16 protein-coding genes are annotated in these 22,871 nt (G+C 66.1%); 9 read left to right on the top strand and 7 right to left on the bottom strand.

Annotation, left to right across the window (positions count from 1 at the left end; genetic code table 11):
• Positions 1-10 precede the first annotated feature (10 nt).
• Together ACZ9H4_RS10225 and ACZ9H4_RS10220 are read left to right on the top strand one after the other, a co-directional pair.
• Positions 11-658, top strand: coding sequence for an NAD(P)-dependent oxidoreductase (locus ACZ9H4_RS10225; protein ID WP_408150441.1), 648 nt, complete (start codon positions 11-13; stop codon positions 656-658).
• Between the two features lie 299 nt (positions 659-957).
• Positions 958-3,627, top strand: coding sequence for a mechanosensitive ion channel family protein (locus ACZ9H4_RS10220; protein WP_476118951.1), 2,670 nt, complete (start codon positions 958-960; stop codon positions 3,625-3,627).
• A gap of 34 nt (positions 3,628-3,661) precedes the next feature.
• Here the strand turns inward: ACZ9H4_RS10220 and ACZ9H4_RS10215 are convergent, their stop codons facing one another.
• Complete coding sequence (locus ACZ9H4_RS10215; protein ID WP_476118950.1) at positions 3,662-4,333, bottom strand: cysteine dioxygenase family protein; 672 nt, start codon at positions 4,331-4,333, stop codon at positions 3,662-3,664.
• A 137-nt stretch (positions 4,334-4,470) separates the two neighbouring features.
• Between ACZ9H4_RS10215 and ACZ9H4_RS10210 the strand changes: the two genes are divergently transcribed.
• On the top strand, positions 4,471-4,944 hold the full coding sequence (locus tag ACZ9H4_RS10210) for an Lrp/AsnC family transcriptional regulator (RefSeq protein WP_476118949.1): 474 nt from the start codon (positions 4,471-4,473) through the stop codon (positions 4,942-4,944).
• 219 nt (positions 4,945-5,163) lie between these two features.
• Complete coding sequence (locus tag ACZ9H4_RS10205; protein ID WP_408150745.1) at positions 5,164-5,373, top strand: hypothetical protein; 210 nt, start codon at positions 5,164-5,166, stop codon at positions 5,371-5,373.
• 43 nt (positions 5,374-5,416) lie between these two features.
• On the opposite strand, the gene ACZ9H4_RS10200 is transcribed toward ACZ9H4_RS10205, so the two are convergent.
• Positions 5,417-7,885, bottom strand: coding sequence for an FUSC family protein (locus ACZ9H4_RS10200; RefSeq protein WP_476118948.1), 2,469 nt, complete (start codon positions 7,883-7,885; stop codon positions 5,417-5,419).
• Positions 7,886-8,087: 202 nt separating this feature from the next.
• Between ACZ9H4_RS10200 and recC the strand changes: the two genes are divergently transcribed.
• The 3 genes from recC to ACZ9H4_RS10185 are packed head-to-tail and all read left to right on the top strand — an operon-like array spanning position 8,088 to position 17,364.
• A complete protein-coding gene (gene recC, locus ACZ9H4_RS10195; RefSeq protein ID WP_476118946.1) occupies positions 8,088-11,474 on the top strand; it encodes an exodeoxyribonuclease V subunit gamma in 3,387 nt (1,128 codons plus the stop codon).
• Positions 11,471-15,169, top strand: coding sequence for an exodeoxyribonuclease V subunit beta (recB, locus tag ACZ9H4_RS10190; protein WP_476118945.1), 3,699 nt, complete (start codon positions 11,471-11,473; stop codon positions 15,167-15,169). The genes recC and recB overlap by 4 nt, the downstream gene beginning before the upstream one ends.
• Complete coding sequence (locus ACZ9H4_RS10185) at positions 15,166-17,364, top strand: AAA family ATPase (protein WP_476118943.1); 2,199 nt, start codon at positions 15,166-15,168, stop codon at positions 17,362-17,364. The genes recB and ACZ9H4_RS10185 overlap by 4 nt, the downstream gene beginning before the upstream one ends.
• 64 nt (positions 17,365-17,428) lie before the next feature.
• On the opposite strand, the gene ACZ9H4_RS10180 is transcribed toward ACZ9H4_RS10185, so the two are convergent.
• Positions 17,429-18,070 (bottom strand): VC0807 family protein, encoded by a 642-nt coding sequence (locus ACZ9H4_RS10180; RefSeq protein ID WP_408142899.1) that lies wholly within the window; start codon positions 18,068-18,070, stop codon positions 17,429-17,431.
• A 175-nt stretch (positions 18,071-18,245) separates the two neighbouring features.
• On the opposite strand from ACZ9H4_RS10180, the gene arfB reads away from it, so the two are divergent.
• Entirely contained in the window at positions 18,246-18,650 is a 405-nt protein-coding gene (gene arfB, locus ACZ9H4_RS10175) for an alternative ribosome rescue aminoacyl-tRNA hydrolase ArfB (protein ID WP_408143230.1), read from the top strand.
• Positions 18,651-18,653: 3 nt separating this feature from the next.
• Here arfB and ACZ9H4_RS10170 read toward each other — a convergent pair whose 3' ends face one another.
• Positions 18,654-19,973 carry an EAL domain-containing protein gene (locus ACZ9H4_RS10170; RefSeq protein WP_408142901.1) on the bottom strand — a complete coding sequence of 440 codons (1,320 nt, stop codon included), beginning with the start codon at positions 19,971-19,973 and terminating at the stop codon, positions 18,654-18,656.
• Between the two features lie 532 nt (positions 19,974-20,505).
• Here ACZ9H4_RS10170 and ACZ9H4_RS10165 point away from each other — a divergent pair.
• On the top strand, positions 20,506-20,796 hold the full coding sequence (locus ACZ9H4_RS10165) for a putative quinol monooxygenase (protein WP_476118941.1): 291 nt from the start codon (positions 20,506-20,508) through the stop codon (positions 20,794-20,796).
• Between the two features lie 102 nt (positions 20,797-20,898).
• On the opposite strand, the gene ACZ9H4_RS10160 is transcribed toward ACZ9H4_RS10165, so the two are convergent.
• From ACZ9H4_RS10160 to ACZ9H4_RS10150, 3 genes are all read right to left on the bottom strand, one after another.
• Positions 20,899-21,156 carry a hypothetical protein gene (locus ACZ9H4_RS10160; protein ID WP_007182306.1) on the bottom strand — a complete coding sequence of 86 codons (258 nt, stop codon included), beginning with the start codon at positions 21,154-21,156 and terminating at the stop codon, positions 20,899-20,901.
• A 288-nt stretch (positions 21,157-21,444) separates the two neighbouring features.
• Positions 21,445-21,681: a hypothetical protein gene (locus ACZ9H4_RS10155; protein ID WP_408142905.1), complete on the bottom strand. Its 237-nt coding sequence runs from the start codon at positions 21,679-21,681 to the stop codon at positions 21,445-21,447.
• A 286-nt stretch (positions 21,682-21,967) separates the two neighbouring features.
• The gene (locus ACZ9H4_RS10150; protein WP_408142907.1) at positions 21,968-22,687 is read right to left on the bottom strand and encodes a YdcF family protein; all 720 of its coding nucleotides are present in this window, start codon (positions 22,685-22,687) and stop codon (positions 21,968-21,970) included.
• Positions 22,688-22,871 lie beyond the last annotated feature (184 nt).

Genomic DNA, 22,871 nt, shown 5'->3' with positions numbered 1-22,871 from the left:
GAGTTGGAAAATGAGCAAGCAACTGAAGATCGCGTTGTTCGGTGCGACCGGCATGATCGGTTCGCGGATCGCCGCTGAAGCGGCCCGTCGTGGGCATCAGGTGACGGCGCTGGCGCGCAATCCGGCGCGTGTGCCGACCGACGTGGCGAATCTGAAGGCGGCGCAAGCCGATCTGCTCGACGCTGCGAGCGTCGGCGCCGCAGTGCGCGGCCACGATGTCGTGGCCAGCGCTTACGCACCGCCGCAGGACGATCTCGCGACGCTCACGAAGGCGACCCATGCGCTCGTCGAAGGCGTGCGCGCGGCGGGCTTGAAGCGCGTCGTGGTGGTGGGCGGAGCGGGTTCGCTGGAAGTCGCGCCGGGCAAGCAACTGGTCGATACGGACGGTTTTCCCGACGCGTACAAGGCGATCGCACTCGCCCATCGCGACGCATTCGACTACTACCGGGGCATCACTGACCTCGACTGGACTTTCTTCGCGCCGGCCGCGCTGATCGCGCCCGGCGAGCGCACCGGCCAGTTCCGCACGGGCGCGAACACGCTGTTGGCCGACGCCGAAGGCAACAGCCGCATTTCCGCGGAAGACTACGCAATTGCGTTCGTCGATGAACTGGAGCAGGGGCGCTTCGTTCGTCAGATCGCGACGGTCGCTTACTGACTCTGACGAAGTCAGGCGGCGCGAGCATGCGGTGTTTCACTGCAACCGTGGGGGAGCGCAGTCGATCAGGTTCGCGATGGCAGCGGCAAGTCGGGAAAGCGGCGCCGCCACACCGCCGCGTCACACCCGGTGCGCCGCAGCGGCGCCGATAGCGTAAAGCGCCCCGCGAGGACGGGCGAGCTCGCCCTGCTGTGCTTTCGAAGCCCGCGCAAGCGCCCTAACATTCGGTTACGCATGTTCGGGCGCGCCGGGCAAAACTGCGGCTACACTGGCGACTCCCGTTTTTCCTACGGATTGCCATGCAGTCATGCCCGTCGCGGCGTGAGTCCGAGGCTACGCCGTCCAACGGCGGGCAGCCGGCGACCCGCGCCGTCCCTCATCTTTTCTCAGACCAGCCCGGCTCCGGCACGCGCCCGACTGGACGCGCGCGCGTCGCGGCATGGTTCGGCGCATGGATGGCCGTACTCGGCGCCGCGTTGATCCTGTGCGCCGGCGCGGTGCCCGTGTCGGCGCTGGCTGCCGGCGCACCCACCAGTGCACCCACCAGTGCACCCACCAGCGCACCGGCCAGTGCGCCCAGCAGCACGCCCCTCATCCCGGCCTTGCAGAGCCTGATCAACAGCGCGACGGCGACGCCCACGCCAGTCGCGTCGGCCGCGTCGGCTGCCGACGCGGCGTCCGCACCGTCGCCCGCGAGCCAGGCGGAATTGACCCGCTCGCTCGACAGCGTGATCGCCACGCTCGATAACGACCGCCAGCGCACCGCGCTCGTCACCCAGCTCAAGAAGCTGCGCGACGTCTCGCAGAATGTCGCGCCAGCCGCGCCCGCACCCGCGCAACCGAGCCCCGGCCTGCTCGGCGCGATCGCGTCGGGCATCGCGTCGTTCGAAGCCGACGTGCATCAGGGCCGCACGCCCGTGCGCTACTGGGGCGGACGCTTCAATGCGGCCGGCAACGAGCTCTTCACGATCATCACCAGCCAGGGGCGCGAGAGCTTCGGCCGCGTGCTGTTCTCGATGCTGGCGATGCTGGCCGGCTGGGGCGCCTGCGCCGGCGCGCTGATCTATCTGCAACACCGGCTGTACCGGCGCTTTGGCATCGTCATGCAGCTGAATCCGAATCCGACCACGCGCGAGCTGCTGATCTTCGCGTTGCGCCGCGTCGGTCCGTGGATCATCGCCTTCGTGGCGGCGCTGCTGTTCGTGCGCGCGATGCCCGATGCGCTCGGCCGCACGCTCGGCATGGTGGTCGCCTATGCGATCGTCGCGGGCGCGGTGTTTTCGGCGATCTGCCTGATCATGTTCTCGCTGTCCGGTTCGGGGCATCGGCGCATCGCGGTGCGTCTGCTGATCGATCATGCGCGGCGTCTGCTGTTCGCGGTCGGCGTGTGTGGCGCGCTCGGCGATGCGGCCGTCAATTACGACGTCGCGCACCAGCTCGGCTCGAATCTCGCCGCCTTGATTTCGACCGCGGCCAACATGACGGCCGCCGTGCTGACCGGCTATTTCGCGGTCGCATTTCGCCGTCCGGTCGCGCATCTGATCCGCAACCGACCCTACGAGCAGCGTAACCATCACAAGGCCGCGACCGACGCGTTCGACGTGCTCGCCGCGCTCTGGCACGTGCCCGTGCTGGTACTGGCGACGGCGTCGGTGGTCGCGACGCTCGGTGGTTCGGGTTCCAGCGAAAACGTGCTGCAGATTTCGGTGGTGACCGCGCTGTTGCTGGTGCTGGCGTTTTTCCTGTCGGCCATCGTCCTGCGCATGACACGCCCGCGCAGCGCGCGCGCCCGTCGCCGCTCGCCGTATCTGACGCGGCTGTTGCGCTTTTTCGGTACGCTGCTCACGCTTTTCATCTGGCTGTTCTTCTTCGAACTCGCGGCGCGCCTGTGGGGCGTGTCGCTTGCCGCGATGGTCGAGCAGAACGTCGCGGCGCGCGGTATCGCGCATGCGGTGACGGCGATCGTCGCGACCGTGTTCATTGCATGGCTGCTGTGGATTCTGGTCGACACCGCGATCACCGAAGCGCTCAATCCGGCCGGCCCGCGCACCAAGTCGCGCAGTCCGAGCATGCGCGCGCGCACGATGCTGCCGCTCGTGCGCAACGTCCTGCTCGTGACGATCATGACGATTGCGGGCATCGTCACGGCGGCGAACCTCGGCATCAATGTGACGCCGCTGCTGGCGGGCGCCGGTGTGATCGGTCTCGCGATCGGTTTTGGCGCGCAGTCGCTCGTGACCGACCTGATCACGGGCCTGTTCATCATCATCGAAGATACGATTTCGGTGGGCGACTGGATCGACGTGGACGGCGGCCATGCGGGCACGGTCGAGCATCTGTCGATCCGCACGGTGCGTCTGCGCGACGGCCAGGGCGCGATTCACGCGATTCCGTTTTCGCAGATCAAGATCGTCAAGAACCTGTCGCGCGACTTTGCTTATGCGGTGTTCGAAGTGCGAATGGCGTTTTCCACCGATGTCGATCTGATCACGCAACTGATTCGTGAGGTCGGCGCGGATCTGATGGCCGACTTCCGTTACCGTCGCGAGATGCTCGGGCCGATCGAAGTGTGGGGTCTCGACCGTTTCGATCCGAACTGGATGGTCGTGAAAGGGCAGATCAAGACGCGGCCGCTGCAACAATGGAGCGTGGCGCGCGCGTTCAACCTGCGGCTCAAGCGCAAGATGGACGAAGCGGGGATCGAGATTCCGGTGCCGCAGATGCGGGTCTATACGTCGTCGAAGGATAGCGAGGGGCAGCCTTTGCAGGATGACGAGATGGCCGGGTTTGCCGGCCATGCGCATCAGCCTGTCGAGGCGGGCGGCGGCGTGTCGACGCATGCCATGCATGCGCCACTGGCCGTGGCGCGTGATGTGTCCCACGAGCCGCGTCCGGCGCCGCCGCCGACCGGCACGGCGCCGATTCCACCGCAGATTCCCACTGCGGGAGAAGGGGGCGGGAAGAGTTGATCGGAAGTGCGGGCGGAGCGGCGACGAATGTCTGTCAGACCAGCATCGGTGAGTCGTCCGCGCGCACGACGTCGTTCACATGGGTCGCGATCTGGGCGCCCGACACGCCGTAAATATGCAACGAGACGGCGGGCGCCTCGCCGTCATTGCCCAGCCGATGAATCTCGCCGCGGCCGCCACGCACGAACGACACCGCGCCCGGTTTGCGCGCCTGCACGCGGGTGGCGCTTGCGCAATGCTGCGCGCCGTCCCAATCGAAGATCGTCTCGCTCAATGTGCCTTCCAGCACCGCGTAACCGCACCACGTGTGATGCGCATGCACGGGGCTCATCTGGCGCGGCTGCCACACCAGCGCGGCGATCGCATAACGGCCACGCGGACCGGCGGCTAGCAGGTGACGCCGGTAACTCTCCGCCGAGCCCTCACGTTGCGCCGGTGTGAGCAACGCCGGGTCCGCGGCCGCTTCGGCAAGCGCGAGACGCATGCTGCGCGCGAAGAACGTCGAGTCCGAAGGCTCGGGGAATTTCGCGCAGGCCTCGAACATCGCGTCGAGCGCATCGCACAGGCGCGTGAGCGGCGCCCGCTGAAGAGCGTGCGATGACGTATCCGTTGGCAGGTCGGAGGGCGTCGTTCGAGCCGCTTGCGCGAGGAGCGAGCGGGAGTCGTGAAAGCGATCGAACGAGGTTGCGCGGGCGTTGTGGCTCATGGTCGTGACGCAGCGGCAGGGCTGCTTGCCGGTTCTTTGGGATAGCGATATTTATACCTGTTTGACCGGAGAAAGAGTTTCCATATAATTCCCCATGTGGTCTTAAAAGTAGAATAATTTCCTATGGGGGTGTTGAAATGGGAATGGATATCATCGATCGGAAGCTGCTTGAACTGCTGCAGGAAGATGCGACCATGCCGATCGCCGAACTGGCGCAGCGCGTGAACCTGTCGCAAACGCCTTGCTGGAAGCGGCTGCAGCGTTTGAAAGAAGCGGGCGTGATTCGCGCGCAGGTGGCGCTCTGCGATGCGCGCAAGCTTGGCGTGGGGACGACGGTGTTCGTCGCCGTGCGCACCAACCAGCATACCGAGGAGTGGGCGCAAACCTTCACGCGCGCCGTGGAGGAGATTCCGGAAGTGGTCGAGGTGTACCGGATGAGCGGGGAAACCGATTATCTGCTGCGCGTGGTGGTGTCCGATATCGACGATTACGACCGCATCTACAAACTGTTGATTGCCGCCGTGCCGCTGTACGACGTGAGTTCGAGCTTTGCGATGGAGCAGATCAAGTATTCGACGGCGTTGCCGGTGCGCGCTTCGGCCGTGACGTAGGTCAGCGCCTCGTTAGCCTTCCGTCGGGTGCGGCACTTGCTGGGTCGAATGGCAAGCCGGTGTTGCAATGATTCGCCAACTCACGAGTCAACCATCGGCAAGCCCCTCGGCCAAAGCGTCACTTGCCGCCCCGTTGCAAGCCATGTGCAAGCTCAGTGCGCGTAGAATGCCGCGTTCGTCAAAACCATCCTCAACCGCTTCGCGAACCGAGCCTGCCTCATGAACAAACCGCCGCGCAAGAAGAACCCGACCTTTGGCGTAGCCGTCTTCATCGTGATTGCGATACTGGTGGTGATCGCCACGATCTTCTATAACGCCATCCGCGAAAAGCACGAGTTCGACAGCCAGAACGCGGCGGTGCCATCGATTTCCTCGGAAGCGGCGGCCGCGGCGACCGCCCTCAAGCCGGCCAGCGGCGCAGCGCAGTAAACACGACGACGCGCGCCGCGCGCGTTCCGGCCTGCTTGCCGTTTCACTCTTCCGGCAGGCGAATCACGCTGGCGTCCTTGCGGATCAGCGCCGCCGCCGCCAGCATCTGCTTGCACTGATGAGCGAGCAACTTCATGTCATGCACGGCCTCCGTCGAATAGTCCGGCGACTTCTCCGTTTCGACCACCATCGCATCGAGATCGCGGCTCAGCAGTTTGATCTGCTCGGCCTGTTCGGCAGGCAATGGGTTGCCGGCTTCCGCTTCGGTGAGATTGTCGCGCACGACGCTCAGCGCGCGCTGCAGCGGTTGTAGCGAGACGTTTTCGACTTGCTGCTGTTGCTGCGCGGAAGTGCGCAACAGCGGCGCGGCCGCCGTGATCTGCGACGCGAGCACGTGGCTGCGCACCAGCAGCCCATTCAACTCCGGCACGAACATCTGCGCGGACTTCGGCTCGAGCATCATCCGCTGAAACGCCTGGCCGAGATTGGCGAAGGCCACGTGGACGTTCTTGCGCGCGAGCCGGTAGTTGTAGTCGCGATCGAGCGCGGTGGCCGCCGCCGCAGCGGCAGCGGAGGCGCCGGCCGCCGGCCGGGCGGTTGCGTTGCTGACGGTGGCCGTGCCTGCGTTGGCGCTGGCGTCCGCGACCGGTTGCGTGGCGGTGCCGGCGCCTCTCGCCGCGTCGGCGCCCGCCGTTGCCAGCGCGGGTCCAGCGAAGCCGATCGCCGGATCGGCCATCGCCGCAGCGGGCGCGCGCGCGCCGGCTTCGGTCACGACGGCCGCCACCGCGGCGGCCGGCTTGCCGCTCCACCACCAGCTCGCTTCCAGGTAGTGGCGCGTCGCACTGATCATGGTGTTGACGAGCTTGCCCATCAGCCGGTATTCCCAGTACGGGAACAGATGGCTCGCCGCGATCGCGATCGCGCAGCCGACCACCGTGTCGATTGCGCGTTCGCCGATGATGCGCATGCTGCCCGGCGCAAGCAGATGGAACAGGAGCAGCACATACGACGACGTGAACACCACGCTCGCCGTGTAATTGAACAGCAGCAGGCTGTAGCTCATCACCATCGACGCGAACATCGCCACCATGACGATGTGCGGTTCCTTCACGAAGATGATCAGCGCGATGCTCGCCGCGCAGCCGATCAGCGTGCCGACGATCCGCTGCCCATTGCGCTGCTTGGTGAGCGAATAGCCGGGCTTCAGAATGATGACGGTGGTCATCACGATCCAGTACGCATTGGTGAGCGGCAGCAGACGGCCGAGCCAGAAGCCCACGGCCACCGCGATCGTCACGCGCAGCGCGTGACGGAAGCTCGGCGAGGCCATCGTCAGGTTCGAAAAAATCTGTCCGAACGGCACGCGGCGGCTCGACACGAAACGGCTCAACGCCTGGTCGATGCGCAACTCGGTTTCGGTCGCGCTCGGCTCGCTGGACAGGCTCTTGCGCATCTTGTCGATCAGCCGCGTGGCGCTCCAGATGCGCCGGAAGCTGGACGACACCGCCGAATAGCCTTCGGGGTTTTTGGCCGGCAGGTCCTGCTTGCGCAACAGTTCGATTTCGAACTCGATCGCGCGCAATTCCGCCTTGACGTTCACCCGCGCGCGCGGCGCCTGGTTCTGCAATACCGCGAGGCCGATTTCCTCGAGATCTTCGGCGGCCTTGCGAATCAGGTCGCGGTAGAACACCAGCAGATCGGAGCCGCCGAACGTGCTGCGAACCAGCGAATAATCGGTGTGCGCACCAACGAACAGTTCGTGAAGGTCGACGGTGTTGATGAACAGATTGAACAGCATCGCGCGGCGCGGATCGAGCTTGCCGCGTTTGAGCCTGGGCAGATTGCGCAGCACGATGTCGCGCGCGGCGTCCTGACGTTCCACCGCGGCGATCTGCTTGTCGACGAGAATCCGGTAGCACTCGTCCAGATCGTTGTCGATGTCGTAGAACGCGGCGCGCGCAAGCAGATAGTCGGCGCAGGCGAACACGCTTTCGGCGAGCGCCTGCTGCTCGATACGATGCAGCATCCAGCGGCTCACGAAGGTCGACCAGTACGTGTACCAGAGGCCGCCCAACAGAATCCACGACGCGTTGACGAGCGCCTGCATCGGCGTGAAGTGTTCCTCCAGCGTCATGATCATCATGAACAGCGTGGCGAAGCTGATCTGCGGCCAGCGGTTGCCGTACACGACGATCAGTGACAACAGGAACGTAAGCGGCACGACCGTGCACCACAGCGCGACCGGATTGACCGTGGCGAGGCCGGTGGCGAGCGCGGATAGAAAGCCGATCACCGTGCACGCCAGCATCTCGTTGTGCTTGTATTTGAGCGGGCCCGGCATATCGACGACGCACGCGCCGAGCGCACCGGTGGCGATCGTGAAGCCCAGTTCGCGATCGTGAAACACGATCAGGCACAGGATGGCCGGTAACGACACACCGATTGCGATGCGCAGGCCGCCATAAAAGTACTGGCTATAAAGGAATTTTCTTAACTCAACCGAATAGCGCATCGACTACCTGGATTCCATTCACGGAGCAAACACGGTTGAAGGGGCGGACCTGAACTGCCGTCGAGTCTAACTTATTTTGCGCGGGATTCGACCTCATCCGACTGGCCAGGTTCTGCCCTGGGAGCGCGTTTGTTATGCTGTCGCTTCAATGCCCGACGCGGCCCGCGTGTCGCGCTTTCGCCGCCCGTCTCACCCGGAATCCATGCTCCAGCTCTTCTACTCGAACCGCTACGAAACGCTTGTCGGCGCGCTGCTCGACGACCTCGCGCAAGCGCCGTCCGACCCCTGGACCGCGCAGCCCGTGATCGTCCCGAGCGCCGCCGTGCGGCGGCGGCTCGAGCTCGATATCGCGAACCGCCAGGGCATCTGCGCAAACGTCAATTTTGGTTATCTCGCGCAATGGCTGTGGGCGCAGATCGGCGGCGTGATCGAAGTGCCGAGGCATTCGCCGTTCGCGCCGGACCGGCTCGTGTGGCGCTGCTACCGTCTGCTCGGTGAAGCCGACGAAGCATTGCCGTGGAATGCGTCGCCGCGTCTGCGTACCTATCTCGACGCCGCGGACGCGTCGATGCGCTATGAACTCGCGCGGCGCGTGGCGACCGTGCTCGACCACTATCTGACCTATCGCCCCGAATGGCTGCTGCAATGGCAGAAGGGCGGTTCGATTTTCGCGAGCGGCGCGGCGGACGACAGTGGTCCGCGCCTTACCGGCGCGAGCGAAGCGGCGCGTGAGGACGAGCGCTGGCAGGCGGCACTGTGGCGCGCGGTGCTCGCGGAAGTGGCCGAACTCGCGGGAAATGCGCAGACGCCTGCCGCCGCGTTGCCGCCCGCCTATCGTTTCCTGGAAGAAATCGACCGGCTCGATCTCGAGGCGATCTCCCAGGCTGGATGGCCCGAAGCGGTCAGCGTGTTCGCGCTGCCCACCATGCCGCCGTTGCATGTTGCCTTGCTGCGCGCGCTGTCGCGCTGGGTCGACGTGCGTCTGTATGTGATGAACCCGTGCCGCGAGTTCTGGTTCGATGTCGTCAGCGAAGGACGCGTGCAGGCGCTCGACGCCGCCGGCCAGCTCGACTATCAGGAAGTCGGCCATCCGCTGCTTGCCGAGTGGGGCCGCCAGACTCAGGCGCAGTTGCACATGCTGCATGAGTTGACCGAGAGCGCCGCGTCCAGCGAGACCGGCGATTTCACCGAGAACCTGGAGCCGAGCTGGCTCGCCGCCGTGCAGAACGGCATGCTCGATCTGCGCGTGGAAACCGACGCGCACGAGTTGCCGATCGAGCGTGGCATCGAGGTCCACGTTTGCCATAGCCTGTCGCGGCAGCTCGAAGTGCTGCACGATCGCCTGCTCGGCTGGTTCGACGAGTTCGACGATCTGCAGCCGTCCGATGTGCTGGTTGCGGTCTCCGATCTCGCTGCGGCCGGGCCCTTGATCGACGCGGTGTTCGGCACCACGCCGCTCGGCGACACGCGCCGCATCCCGTATCGGATCACCGGTTTGCCGCCGTCACAAGCCAATCCTGTCGCGCGCCTGTTGCTCGACTGGCTCGCGTTGCCCGAGCGCAGCGTGGGGGCGCCGGACCTGATCGAATGGCTGCGGGTCGATGCGGTCGCGGTGCGCTATGGCATCGATGCGAACTCGCTCGAAGCCGCGCAGGAATGGCTCGCCGCAGCCGGTGCGCGGCGCGGGCTCGCGCCGCTCGAACCGACCGGCGAACACGTGCCGATCGCCCGTCATACGTTCGCGGACGCGCTCACGCGTCTCTATCTTGGCTATGCAATGCCCGACGGCGGCGAACCGGTCGACGCATGGCTGCCGGTCGAAGGCGCCGACGGCTCGGGCGCCGAATTGCTCGGCCGCCTGTCGCGTTTCGTCGACGACATCGACAGCTTCGCGGCGCACTGCGCGATCGAACGCACGCCCAGCGAGTGGTCGCAACTGCTGCTCGACACGCTGGCCCAGTGTTTCGACGGCGGCATCGAGTTTGCCGACGCGCTTGCCGCCGTGCGCGACGCGCTCGACAGGATGAGCGATGCGATGCAAGCGGGCGCCGAGCACGTGACGCTGCCCGCCGCCGTGGTGCGCGGCGCGCTCACCGAAGCGCTCGACGACCCCGCGCGCGGCGGCGTGCCCTGGGGCAGCGTGACGTTTTCGTCGCTAACGAGCTTGCGCGGCTTACCGTTCCGGGTCGTCTGCCTGCTCGGCATGGACGACGGCGTGCTGCCGAGCCTCGCGCGCGCCGACGAGTTCGACCTGATGGCCGCGTTCGGCAAAGCCGGCGACCGCCAGCGCCGCGACGACGAGCGCAATCTGTTCCTCGATCTGCTGCTGGCTGCGCGCGAGCGGCTCTTCATCGCGTACACGGGCCGCAGCATTCGCGATAACGCGCCGTTGCCGCCGGCCGCGCTGGTCGACGAACTGCTCGACTATCTCGCGCAGACGTCGGCGGGCGAGGATGCGAGTCCCGCCGACGTGGAGCGCGCGCGCCATGCGTTCATCGTCGATCATCCGTTGCAGGCGTTCGCGTCGGACTATTTCGCGGCGCAGCCCGAGCTGTTCACCTATAACGCGGATCGCGCCGAACTGGCGACACTGCTGGCCGCGCCACAGCATCCCGCCGCCGCGCCGTTCTTCGACCGCCCACTGCCGTCGGAAGACGCGGCGCCCGTTGCGTTCGACGAATTCGTGCGTTTCTGGCGCCATCCGGCGCGGGCGTTGTTGCGCGATCGCCTCGGTATCGTGCTGTCGGATGCGCAGGGCGAATTGCTCGACACCGAGCCGTTCGATCTGGACTACGCGGGGCGTGATGCATTGGCCGATCGTCTGTTGCCCGTGCTGCTCGATGCGGACACCGAAGACGACGCCGTGATGTTCGAGCGCGTGCGCCGCGTCGCCGCGGCCAGTCCCGAATTGCCGGGCGGCGCAACCGGCGCGGTGTGGCGCGCGCGCGAACTCGGCGCGTTGCACCAGCTTGCCGCCAGCGTGCGTCGCGAGCTGGCGGAGGGTGTCGAACGTTTGCCGTTCGTACTCGACGTTGCGCCGCGCTGGCCCGACAGCGCTGAGCTTGCCGGCGCGTTGTTCGGCCCGCACGACGCGGCGCTTCGTGAGGCCGCCAAAGCGCCGCTGCAACTGCACGGCACATTGAACCTGCTGACCGGAACGGGACAAGTGATTTTTCGTTATGCCAAGGCCACCGCGCGCGACTACCTGTCCGCGTGGCTCGCGCATCTGGTCTATTGCGCGGCGCGCCCGGACGGCCCGCGCCGCACCGTATGGCATGGCAGCGGCGAGAGCTTCGAGCTCACGCCGGTGGCCGCGCCGCTCGACCAGCTCGCGCCGCTCGCCGCGTTGTTCAGAGCGGGGCGCATGCTGCCGCTGCGCTTTTTCCCGAAGAGCGCATGGACGCGGGTCAGCGAAAGCGAGTCGGCGGCGCAGGGCGTGTGGATCAACGACCGCGTGCGCGGCGAATCCGACGACCCCGCGTTGCGCATCGCGTTGCGCGGCACGCCGCTCACGCTCGACGAACCGTTCGGCAGCCTCGCGTCGATCGTTTTCAAGCCGCTGATCCAGCATCTGCGGAGCGCATCATGAGCGGCGCCGTGCAGAGTTATGTGCTGGTCGCCGAAGAACTCGACGTCTTCGCCTGTTCGCTCGACGGCGTCAACCAGATCGAGGCGTCGGCGGGCACCGGCAAGACATGGAACATTTGCGCGCTGTACGTGCGGCTGTTGCTCGAAAAGAACCTGAACGCGGATCAGATCCTCGTCGTCACGTTCACGAAGGCGGCGACCGCGGAACTGCACGAGCGCATTCGGGGGCGTCTCGCGGAACTGCATCGCGCGATCGAGATGGACGACGACGGCGGTGATCCGTTCATCCGGCGTCTCTTTGAAACGACGCTCGCGCCGGAGCGCGGCATCGAACGCGACGTCGCGTTGAAGGTGGTGCGCCGCGCCTTGCGCACCTTCGATCAAGCGGCGATTCACACGATTCACGCGTTCTGTCAGCGTGCGTTGCAGGAAGCGCCGTTCGCCGCTGCCATGCCGTTCGCGTTCGAGATGGAGGCCGACGACGCCGCCTTGCGCTTCGAAATGGCCGCCGATTTCTGGCGCGAGCAGGTCGAGCCGACGGCCCATGCGCATCCCGCCTTCGCCGCGTGGCTGGTGGCTAAACGCGCCGGTCCCGCTTCACTCGACGAGCAACTCGCGCGGCGTCTGAAAAAGCCGTTGGCGCAATTGCGTTGGGGCAGCGTCGACGCAAGCGGCGGCAGCGCCGATCCGCAAGCGGGTTTCGATGCCGCCTGCGCGCTCTGGCAGGCGGAGCGCGACGCGATTGTCGGTCTGCTTGCGCAGGCGCAGGAACGGCTCAGCAAGACCACGCACAAGCCCGATCACGTGAGCGCCGCGGTGGCCGCGTGGAACGACTACTTCGCGCAGGGCGATTGCCATGCGCCGCCGCCGAAGGCCGCGTTGAAGCTGACCGTGTCGGCGTTGAAGAAGGCCACCAAGGTCAAGTTCGAGCCGCCCGGGCATCCGTTCTTCGAACACGCCGAGGCGCTCGCGGCCGCCGTGGTCGCGGCCGAAGCCGCGCAGCGCGCACGCTGGCTCGAACTCGTGCAGACGTGGCTCGACTACGCGCCCGCCGAACTCGTCGCGCGCAAGCGTACACGCCGGGTGGTGTCGTTCGACGATCTGTTGTCGAACCTGTATCGCGCGCTGGCCGCTCATCCATGGCTTGCCGATGCGCTGCGCACGCGTTATCCCGCTGCGCTGATCGACGAGTTCCAGGATACCGATCCGCTGCAGTTCGCGATTTTCAGCCGCATCTTCGCGCCGGCCGGGCCGCTGTTTCTGGTCGGCGATCCGAAGCAGGCGATCTACAGTTTCCGCGCGGCGGATCTGCACACCTATCTGGCGGCGCGCGAGGCGGCCTCCGCGTGCTACACGCTGGCCGTCAATCAGCGCTCGACCGCGCCGATCGTCGACGCTTGCAATCGGCTCTTCGAAGCGAATCCGCAGGCGTTCGTGCTCGACGGCCTCGACTATCAACCGGTGCGCGCGGGCGAGCGGCGCAGGCCGCCGTTCGCTGATCCTGACGCGAGCGCCGGCGACTTCCGCATCTGGACCTTGCCGCAAGGCGATGCCGCGTTGACCAAACGCGATGCGCAGCGCGAAGCGAGCGAAGCGTGCGCCGCCGAAATCGTGCGGCTGTTGCGCGGCGCGCGCGAAGGCACGGTGACGATCGGCGATGCGCCGCTCGCGCCGGGCAACATCGCGGTGCTGGTGCAAACGCACAAGCAGGGCAGTTTGATCAAGCGCGTGCTGGCGGCCTGGGGCGTCGGCAGCGTGGAACTCGCGCAGGCGTCGGTGTTTGCGACGCTCGACGCCGAACAGATCGAGCGCGTGCTGGCCGCCGTCGACACGCCCGGCGATCTGCGCCGGTTGCGCGCCGCGCTCGCCACCGACTGGCTGGGCCTCGACGCCGCCGCGCTCTGGCGTCTCGAACAGGTCGCCGACGCGCCAGCGGTCGCCGACGACCCCGCGCATGCCGCCGACGCGATGGGCTGGGTCGAACGTTTTTCGCGCTATCGCACGCTGTGGCACGAGCGCGGCTTCGCGGTGATGTGGCGTACGCTGATGCGCGAGCTGCGAGTCGCGCAACGGCTGGTTGCGGGAGCGGATGGCGAGCGCCGCTTGACGAACGTGAACCATCTCGCCGAACTCGTGCAGGCGCGGGCCGCGACGCAGCCCGGCATCGCGCCGACCTTGCGCTGGCTCGCCGCGCAGCGCGCGCAGGGCGGCGGCGAGGACGCGCAGTTGCGGCTCGAGTCGGACCGCAATCTCGTGCAGATCGTCACCGTGCACAAGTCGAAAGGGCTCGAGTATGCGGTGGTGTTCTGCCCGTTTCTGAACGATGGTGCGTTGCGCGAGCCGCCGTCCTCCGGCTTGCCCGACGCGCGCGAGTACCACGACGAAGCGGGCGAGGCGGTGCTTCACTACGGCTGCGACGACGAGGAGGCCGAGCGCGCGTCGCGTTACGCGATGCGCGAGCAGGCGGCGGAGCGGGCGCGGCTCGTCTATGTGGCGCTGACTCGCGCGGTGTATCGCTGTTATCTGGTTGCGGGTACGTATCTGTCGTCGCGTTCGACCAAAGAGTCGCGTCGCAGCGTACTGAACTGGCTGGTGGGCGGCAGTGGTCATAGCTTCGACGACTGGCTCTCTGAGCCACCCGACGAAGCCACGTTATCCGCATGCTGGCAGACGCTGGCGGGCGGGCCGATTACGCTGCAGCCGCTGCCGCAAGTGGCGCGCCGCACGCCGTTGGAAAGTCTTCAGGATCACGGCGCGCAGATGCAGGCGCGCGCCAATCGCCGGCCGTTGCGCGATCAGTGGCGCATGGCGAGCTTCAGCGGGCTGATCGCGGCGGGCGGTAAGGCCGAGGCGGCGCATACGCCGGTGGAAGAGGTGCGGCCCGATCATGATGAGATCGCCGATGCACTCGTGGCCATGCCCGTGTCCGCGCCTGTTGCGCAAGCACCGTCGTACGCGGAGGACGACATCCTCGGGTTCCCGCGCGGAGCGGCGGCGGGCGACTGTCTGCATCGGATGTTCGAGCTCGCGGATTTCACCGATCCTTCCACCTGGCCGGATGCCATTCGCGGCGCGCTGCGCGAGCGGCCCGCGCCCGCCGTGCCCGAACTCGCCGTGCGGCTGCCCGCGATGATGCACAACCTGCTGGCCGACGTGGTCGCCACTGAACTCGTGCCCGGTATGGCGCTGGCGAAGCTCGATCCGCGTCGGCGTCTGAATGAGCTCGAGTTTCTGTTTGCCGCGCCGTCGCTCGATTTTCCCGCGCTGCGCGAACTGCTGATCGAACACGGCTATCCCGATGTCGCGCTGGAGCCGGGGGTGTTGCGCGGCTTCGTGAAAGGATTTATCGACATGATCGTCGAGTACGATGGACGCTTCTGGATCGTCGACTGGAAGTCGAATCATCTGGGCGATACCGCCGCAGACTACGCCGCCGCGCCGCTCGAAGCGGCGATGGCGAGCCATGCGTATCACTTGCAGGCGCTGCTTTATACGGTTGCGCTGCATCGCTATCTGAAAACGCGGGTGCGTGATTATTCGTACGACACACACATCGGCGGGTATCTGTATCTGTTCGTGCGCGGCGTGCGTCCGCCATGGCGCGACGCCGACGGTGCCGCCGGCGTGCATACGCGGCGGCCCGCGTTCGAACTGGTGGCGCTGCTCGATGCGGCGATGATCGGAGGTGTCGCATGAGCACGTTCGAACAGCGCGCGTCGACACCGCTGGAGCTCGACGACATCGGCGTGAATTTGCCCGCGCCGGCCGATTTCAGCATCGCGCTCGCCGAGGGTTTCGCGCGCCGCATCGGTACGCTGGCGCGGCGCGGCGGTGCATCGGCCGATGCAGTGAAGTGGGCGGCTCGGGGCGCGTTCGCCGCGAGCCGTGCGACCGCCGAAGGCCATGTATGCGTGCCGCTTGCGATGCTCGCGCGACGCTTCGAGGCGTCGCGCGCCGAAGTGCGCGCGGCGTTGTTCGCGAGCGGCATGGTGAGCGATGGGTCGCAAAGCGCCGCGGCGTTGCGGCCGCTGGTGATCGACGGGCAAGGGCGCTTGTATCTGGCTCGGTACTACGACTATGAGCGGCGTCTTGCGCGGTCGCTGGTGATGCATGCGGGTGGGGGCGACGGGCGTGAGCGTGATGCGGTGGTGGCGGGAACCGGTCTCGACGCCGGTGCCGATCCTGATGCCGCAGCAGCAGACGCCCGGACTCTGCACGCGCGTCTGCTGCGCTACTTCGGTCCGCCGAGAGACGACGAAGTCGACTGGCAACGCGTCGCGGCGGTCATGGCGCTGTCGGGGCGGCTCACGATCGTCAGCGGCGGACCGGGCACCGGCAAGACCACGACGGTGGTCGGCGTGCTGGCGTGCCTGCTCGATGCCCGCGCCGACTTACGGATCGCGCTCGCCGCGCCCACCGGTAAAGCGGCGCAGCGGATGCAGGAAGCCCTGCTCGCCCGCGCCGGTGATTTGCCGCCCGAACTCGCCGCGCGGTTGCCGCAGACGTCTTACACCTTGCATCGCTTGCTCGGCTCCGGGCCGGGAGGACGCTTCCGCCATCATCGCGACAATCCGCTGCCATACGACGTCGTCGTAATCGATGAGGCGTCGATGATCGACGTCGCGATGGCCGCGCATCTGCTCGACGCGATTGCCCCGCAAACGCGCCTCGTGATGCTCGGTGACAAGGACCAGCTGGCGGCCGTCGAAGCCGGCGCGGTGTTCGCCGAACTCAGCGCACGGCCGGCCTTCACGGCAGGCGGGCTGCAGCGGATCGCGGCGGCGCTCGGCATCGAGGCGGCGCGGCTCGAACGGGCGTTGCCGGAAGTGTCGCGGGACGTCGATACAGCGCCCGACGATTTCTTCGCCTCGTTCGACGCGCCGGACGATCTCGACGCGCCCCCTGATGATCTGTTCGCATACAGCGTGGAGCCGGCCACGTTCGATCGGCAGCCCACGGGCGATCTGTTCGACAGCGATAGGGACGCTCCGGTCGAAGACCCGCGCGCGTTGCCAGCGTCTTCGCCGCGGTCTTTCCCGACGGCGTCAGCAGCCATCGCTCGCAGTCCGTTGGCCGATTGCGTCGTCTGGCTCGAGCGCAACTATCGATTCGGGCTCGAGTCGCCGATCGGCCGTTTGTCGCTCGCGATTCGCAGCGGCTCGGCGAGTGCGGCGCTCGACGTTCTACTGATCGACCCCGCTGAAACCTGCCCCGCTGCGCTGCACGAAGACACGCACCCGGCGCTGGCCGAGCGCACCTTCGCACGGCTTGCCGCCGGCTTCGCCCCGTATGCCGATGCGCTCGCTTCAGCACTCGCCGCCGGCACGCCGGACCCGGTGCCGCTGTTCGACGCGTTGAATCGCTTCCGCATTCTGTGCGCGACCCGTTCAGGGCCGCGGGGCGTCGATCAGGTGAATGCCGCGATGGCCGCCCAGGTGCGGCGCGCCGCGGGTGTGACGCTGGCGGTGGGTGCGCAGTGGTTCGCGGGGCGTCCGGTGATGGTCACGCGCAACGACTACGCGCTGGGTCTTTTCAACGGCGACATCGGCATTGCGTTACCGGGCGCGGGTGGTGCGCTGCGGGTGTATTTCCGTACCGGCGACGGTGGTCTGCGTGCGGTGTCGCCCGCGGCGCTGCCGCCGCACGATACCGCTTTCGCACTGACGGTTCACAAGTCGCAAGGCTCGGAGTTCGAGCACGCGGTGCTGATGTTGCCGTCGGTGTTCAGCAGGGTGTTGTCGCGTGAGCTGGTGTACACGGCGATTACGCGCGCGCGCGAGCGTGTTGAGGTGGTCGGCTCGCGCGCGGTGCTGGCGCAGGCGATCGCGACGCCGACGCAGCGTGATTCGGGTTTGGCGACGCGGATTGCGGAGGTGTGGAAGGGTAAGTGAGGTGGGCGTGATGTCGTCGTCGCGCGTTGTTCACGCGGCATTGGACCACGCCAGGGCGGCCGGCTCACCCCGCCATCCCATCCGGCTGCACACGCCCATCGACGCGGCTGCGCATCGTCTTGCGATACCACAACGTCCACAGCGCGAGCCCGCCATAGATGCCGTAGCCGATGAACGGCGACACGACCAGAAAGCGCTCGATCGGCCACGTGAGCGCCATCCACGCACGTAGCGCGGTTTCGCATGTGAGGCCGACGCCCCAGACGAGCGTCATCAGCCGCATCGACGAAGCGAGGCCCGGCCGCTCACGCCATAGCGCTTCGAAGTGCGCGGCGCCGCCCTCCATTTCGCGGGCGACGGTGGCGCGCGCGAGATAGAAGATCAGCGGACGGCGCAACGGCAGCGACAGCAGGAACACCACGCCGACCGCGCCCGACACCAGTGACTCGCGCAACAGCAGCACACGGGGACTGCCGCCGAACGCCATGGCCGCGATCGACAGCACGATGCCTGCAAGGACCATCACGCTGAGCGCGTCGACGCGCCGAAAGCGCGCCAATTCAACCAGGCTCCAAACGATCGGCGGCACGGCGGACGCGATCAGTGCGCCGGTCTCGCCGAGGTGCGGCAGCGAAAAGCGGTAGGCGAGCCACGGCAGCAGAAAATTGACGGCCAGTTCGACCACGAAACCAGGTCGGAGCTTCATGTGAATTTGCGCTGTAAATGGAGAGCGCAGTATCGATGAACACGCGAAGGCGGTGCAAATAGATTTTCCCATCGGCCGATGCGTCCGATAGGCGGGAGCGCATGGCGTTCGAGCGACTGCGCGCGGTCCCCGCACACGCTGTGTACACTTACGTTTCCCACCTCAAACCATGCTCATGACATCCCGCTATCCGATCCCGCCGAACGAAATCGAATTGACCGCAGTGCGTGCGCAAGGAGCGGGCGGGCAGAACGTCAACAAGGTGTCGAGCGCGATTCATCTGCGTTTCGACGTGCAGGCGTCGTCGCTGCCGGAGGTATTGAAGATGCGTTTGCTTGCACTGTCCGATCATCGGCTCACGCGTGACGGCGTGGTGATCATCAAGGCGCAGGAGCATCGGACTCAGGAGATGAATCGCGCGGCGGCGCTGGCACGGCTCGACGAACTGATCGAAAGCGTCAGTGTGACGCGCAAGCCGCGTGTCGCCACCCGGCCGACGCGCGCGTCGAATCGGCGCCGTCTCGACAGCAAGGCAAAACGCGGCGAGACCAAAGCCGGCCGCAGCCGGGTCGACGACTAGCGATTACCGCTTGCCCCCACGCCCCGTTGAATGCCCGTCCGCATTCAACGCGCTCGGCACGAAGTCGACGCACAGCACATGCGTGCCATCGTGCTCGAACGCAATCGCAGCGGTGTAGCAGTCCTGACCATCCGCCAGCGAATAGTGCGGCCCCATCATCGCGACGCGTCCCGGTGCGGCGAGCGCATGTTTGAAATAGGCGCGCCGCGACCAGTTGCTACGCGTCTCCGAGTAGAGCGGAGCGAGCCGCAACGGAGGCGGCGGCACCGACGTGGCCGTGACCGACGACTGCGTCTGCTCGCCCTGTCCATCGGTGATGAACACCCGGCGTGCCTCGCGCAGATGCCACACTTTTTGTGCCGCCTGACGAAGATCACCGGTTGCCTTGAACGTTTCGGCGGCGGCCAGCACCGCTTCCGCGAACCCCTCGAAGCCGAGCCGCGGATGGCCGGCGTGCTCGCGTTCGTAATCGGCGAACTTCCTCCAGATCGACTCGACCAGCGTCGGCACCTTCGCGCAGGCCGCCTGCACCGAACTCTTGGGCTGGCCGAACCAGAAACCCTGTACGAAATCGACGTCGGCCTGCATCAGGATCATCAGTTCCTTGTCGGTCTCCACGCCTTCGGCCAGCACCAGGGTGCCGGACTGATGAAGCATCGCGATCAGATGGCTGATCATCGAATCGTCGCCTTCACCTTTGCCTGCCCGCGCCACCAGCGAACGATCGAGCTTGACGATGTCGGGGCGGAAGCGCCACACGCGGTCGAAGTTCGAAAAACCGGTGCCGAAGTCGTCGATGGCAATCAGGAAGTCGCGCGGCTGCGAGGCGGCGAGCATGCTTGCGACGGCTGATTCGTCGTCGGCGGGTTGCTCGAGCACTTCGATCACGATGCGCTCCTGCGGCAGCCCGAAATGCGCGGATAACTCGTCGATGAAGGCGCGCTGCGGCCAGCCGGTCTCGAACACCTGTGGGCGTGTGTTCAGAAACAGCCAGCCGGTGGTGATGCCTTGCTCCATGAAATTCGCGACATGCAAACAACGCGCGATGCGATCGAGTTCGCGCGCGTCCGCGGCCGAGCGGGTGCCGGAAAAGAGCACTTCGGGCGAGACGGGCAGGCCGACCGGGTCGAAAGCGCGCAGCAACCCCTCGTAGCCGACCACGCATTGATGCGTGACGGATACCACCGGCTGGAACACGCTGTGCAAAGTCAGCGCGCGCCACGTCGCGGTCCAGCCGGACTCGCCGCGCACCAGGTGCGGGAGCAGGCCGCTCAGGGTCACTTCGCTGACAGTTGGCATAAAGGCGGGCAGGGGAGTGGACATGGAGACGTCGCGGCATGCGGGTGACAGAGCGCGCAAATCCAGGCGGCGCGCAACGGATGCACGGCTCCGGCGTAGGCAGGGCGGGACCGGTCGAGCTCAGGAACGCGTAGAGCGATGCCAGCCATGCAGGACTCCGGCGGAATTAGTCAAATCGAGTCTAGCAGTTTGCAATTCGCATGAATGTGCGGGTAATCACAGACGCCGGACCCCGGAAATTGCTACGCGGACCGGCTCCTCAGGGGCAGCCGGCACGGCGTTGCAGGTATCGTGCGCGAGGGTTTCGCACGCGCTTGCCTCGCGCGAGACCGATTCTCAATCGCAATGGACAGCCTGCATGGAGCGAGCGTAGCAGGGCGGCAAGCGGCCGCCCGCCAAACTCCAGGCGAGGGCGGTGCTCAGACGTTTTATGCGCTTTCGCGCTGTTTATCGGCCCGCACGGGTGTCGTCACCTGGCGTGAGCGTCTTGCCGCCCTCGCCAGCAGGTTTGGCGCGTGGCGGGTATGCTGCTGCTTTTCGTGAAAAGGGGACAGGCATGTCGGAAATCGCGGTGGTCGCAATCTCGGTGGCGAAGCCGGGCTATGAAGAACAGCTGCGTCAGGCGCTCGAAGGTATTGTCGGGCCGACGCGCAAGGAAGCGGGCGTGCTTCAGTACGATTTGCACCGCGACGTGCAGGAGCCGCGCCGATTTGTGTTCGTCGAGCGTTGGGAAAGCGCGGAGGCGCTCGCGGTGCATGCGAAATCGGCACACATCGACGCGTACAGAAAGGCCGTGGCGGATTGGGTCGAACACGCGGAAATTCGCGTGGTGTCGAAGATCGCGTAAGCGTTGCGCAGGCTTTGCCCGGGCGCTCGGGCGAAGCAATGGGATGACGGCGAGCGAGCCATGAGGCCGGATCGGGCCCACGCGGCGCTCGCCGTTTGTCTTTTAGTGCGTGGCTTGCGGGACGTCGAGGATCAGGATGATGGTCCAGTCGGCGTCGCCGTCGTGGTGATACTGGCGTTCCGCGACGATGAACGGTTGCTGCTTGCCGTCCGGGCCGAGAAACAGCACGTCGCCTTCCATCGGCAGGCATTCGACGGGCGGCAGCGCGAGAAACGCTTCCTGACCGCCGCGCGGCATCAGTTTTTCAATTTTGCGTGATGCTGCTTCGGTCCATTCGATATCTAGCTGGATGTTGCTCATGCTGTCCTCCGCACCAAGGTGCGCACGGGTTAGGGGATTCCGGCTGGGTGCCGGTCGGTGCGCGACTTTAGCATACCGAAAGCCGGGCGCCGACGGCTCGGCGCGGCCCGCCGGGGGGGCGTGCTGGCACAACCGCGCGAGTGGCCGCGAGACCTTTGCCGCGTGTCGCCAGCCCTGCTCGCGAGTCCTTTGCCGATCCATTAGACAACAAAAAAGCCGAAACCGGCGGTGCCGGCTTCGGCTTTTCCCCTTCGCGGTGACGCCGCGGGGTGCGCCGTGCGACTGCGCTTACGAACTGGAAGCGTCGGCCTTCTTGTGATGATGCGGCGACATCTTGTGATGCTTTTCGGGCGTGGCGGGGGCACTTTGCATCGCCTGCTGACGGTTTTGCAAATCTTGCGCGCGCTGCTCGATGTCGGCGGCCTTGGCGGGATCGGTGCTCGTCATGATGCCGTTGTCCTGCGCATACGCTGCGCCCGTTACCGCACCGAGGGAAACCAGGATCGCCAGGGACATTTTTTTCATCGTTACCTCCGCAGATGGATGTGGACCCAAGTATTGCCTGTCCGGTTGGAGAGACAATGCATTCTAGTCAGCAATCTTCGCTCCAGCGGCCCGCTTGTAACCGGACTAACTATTTGTTACATCTCGTCATTGGCGGCGCGCGGGCGAATTGGCGGATGGGCCATTTGAGCGCTAAGCGCGATCGGAGAAGGATGCGTTCTGCTCAATCTGAAAGAATTCGCGTCGCTAACTAAAACGCATAAGCGCCCGAAGCAGTTGAGCGCGGCATGCTACGCATGCAGCGCGTTCAGAACCACCCGATTGCGCGATAGACGTGAAATTGCGCTATCCCGATCAGTTCATGCAACGCGATCTCCGCATTCACGAGGTTGTCATAGCGAGGCAGTACACCCAGATGGGCGTGCCTTGCACTCGAGATCAGCGGCTGCGGCGTGAGCCCGAAGCGATGAAAGTCGAGCAGGGCGCGCGGCATCTGATACGCGGAAGTGACGAGTATCACCGCGTCGTAACGCGATTGCCCGAGTATGGCCGAGACGTTGCGTGCGTTTTCATACGTGGTGAGGCTGCTGTTTTCGAGCACGATGTCCGCGCGCGGAACCCGCTCGCGCAACAGGTAGGGCAGATAGGTATCGGCTTCGGTCGCGTCATGCCCCTGCGGATTGCCGCCGCTGACGATCACCTGGCAGGTGACTGCCGTCCGTTTGCACGCCGCATAGTTCTCCGCGCTGACCGCGATGCGGCGGAGCACGTCGCGCGGCGGCACGAGTACGTCTTCGTCGTTGTAAATCGTGCCGCCGCCCAGCAGGATGATCGCCGTGCGCGGCGCAAAGTTGGCGGTCGTGGCGTTCGGCGGAGGCCGCTGCGCGAGCGCGAGCAACGGCTCGGTCAGCCAGCCAGCGGCGAGCAGCCAGAACAGGACGACCAGACATAGCGCCAGAGGACGCCGGGCGCGCTTCCATAGCACGATTGCTGCAAAAAAAAGCGCTAATAAAGTGAATAGAATCAATTTAAATGGGGTAACGTATGTCTTTCGGGACAAATCTACGAGCTTGCTATCGCGCCGCAGCGGTCGCATCGTCGGTTCGTAGACAGAACGCTAACACGCCGTTCAGACGGGGGTTCCGAAAACGAGACCAGGCAGCACCTGGCGGATTGGCCACTGTCCGAAAGGCGGCCGGCTTCCAGCCAAG

It is taken from the genome of Paraburkholderia sp. TE9906, assembly GCF_056279605.1.
Note: the sequence above shows the minus strand (reverse complement) of the source record. Positions and strands in the feature narration are given on the sequence as shown.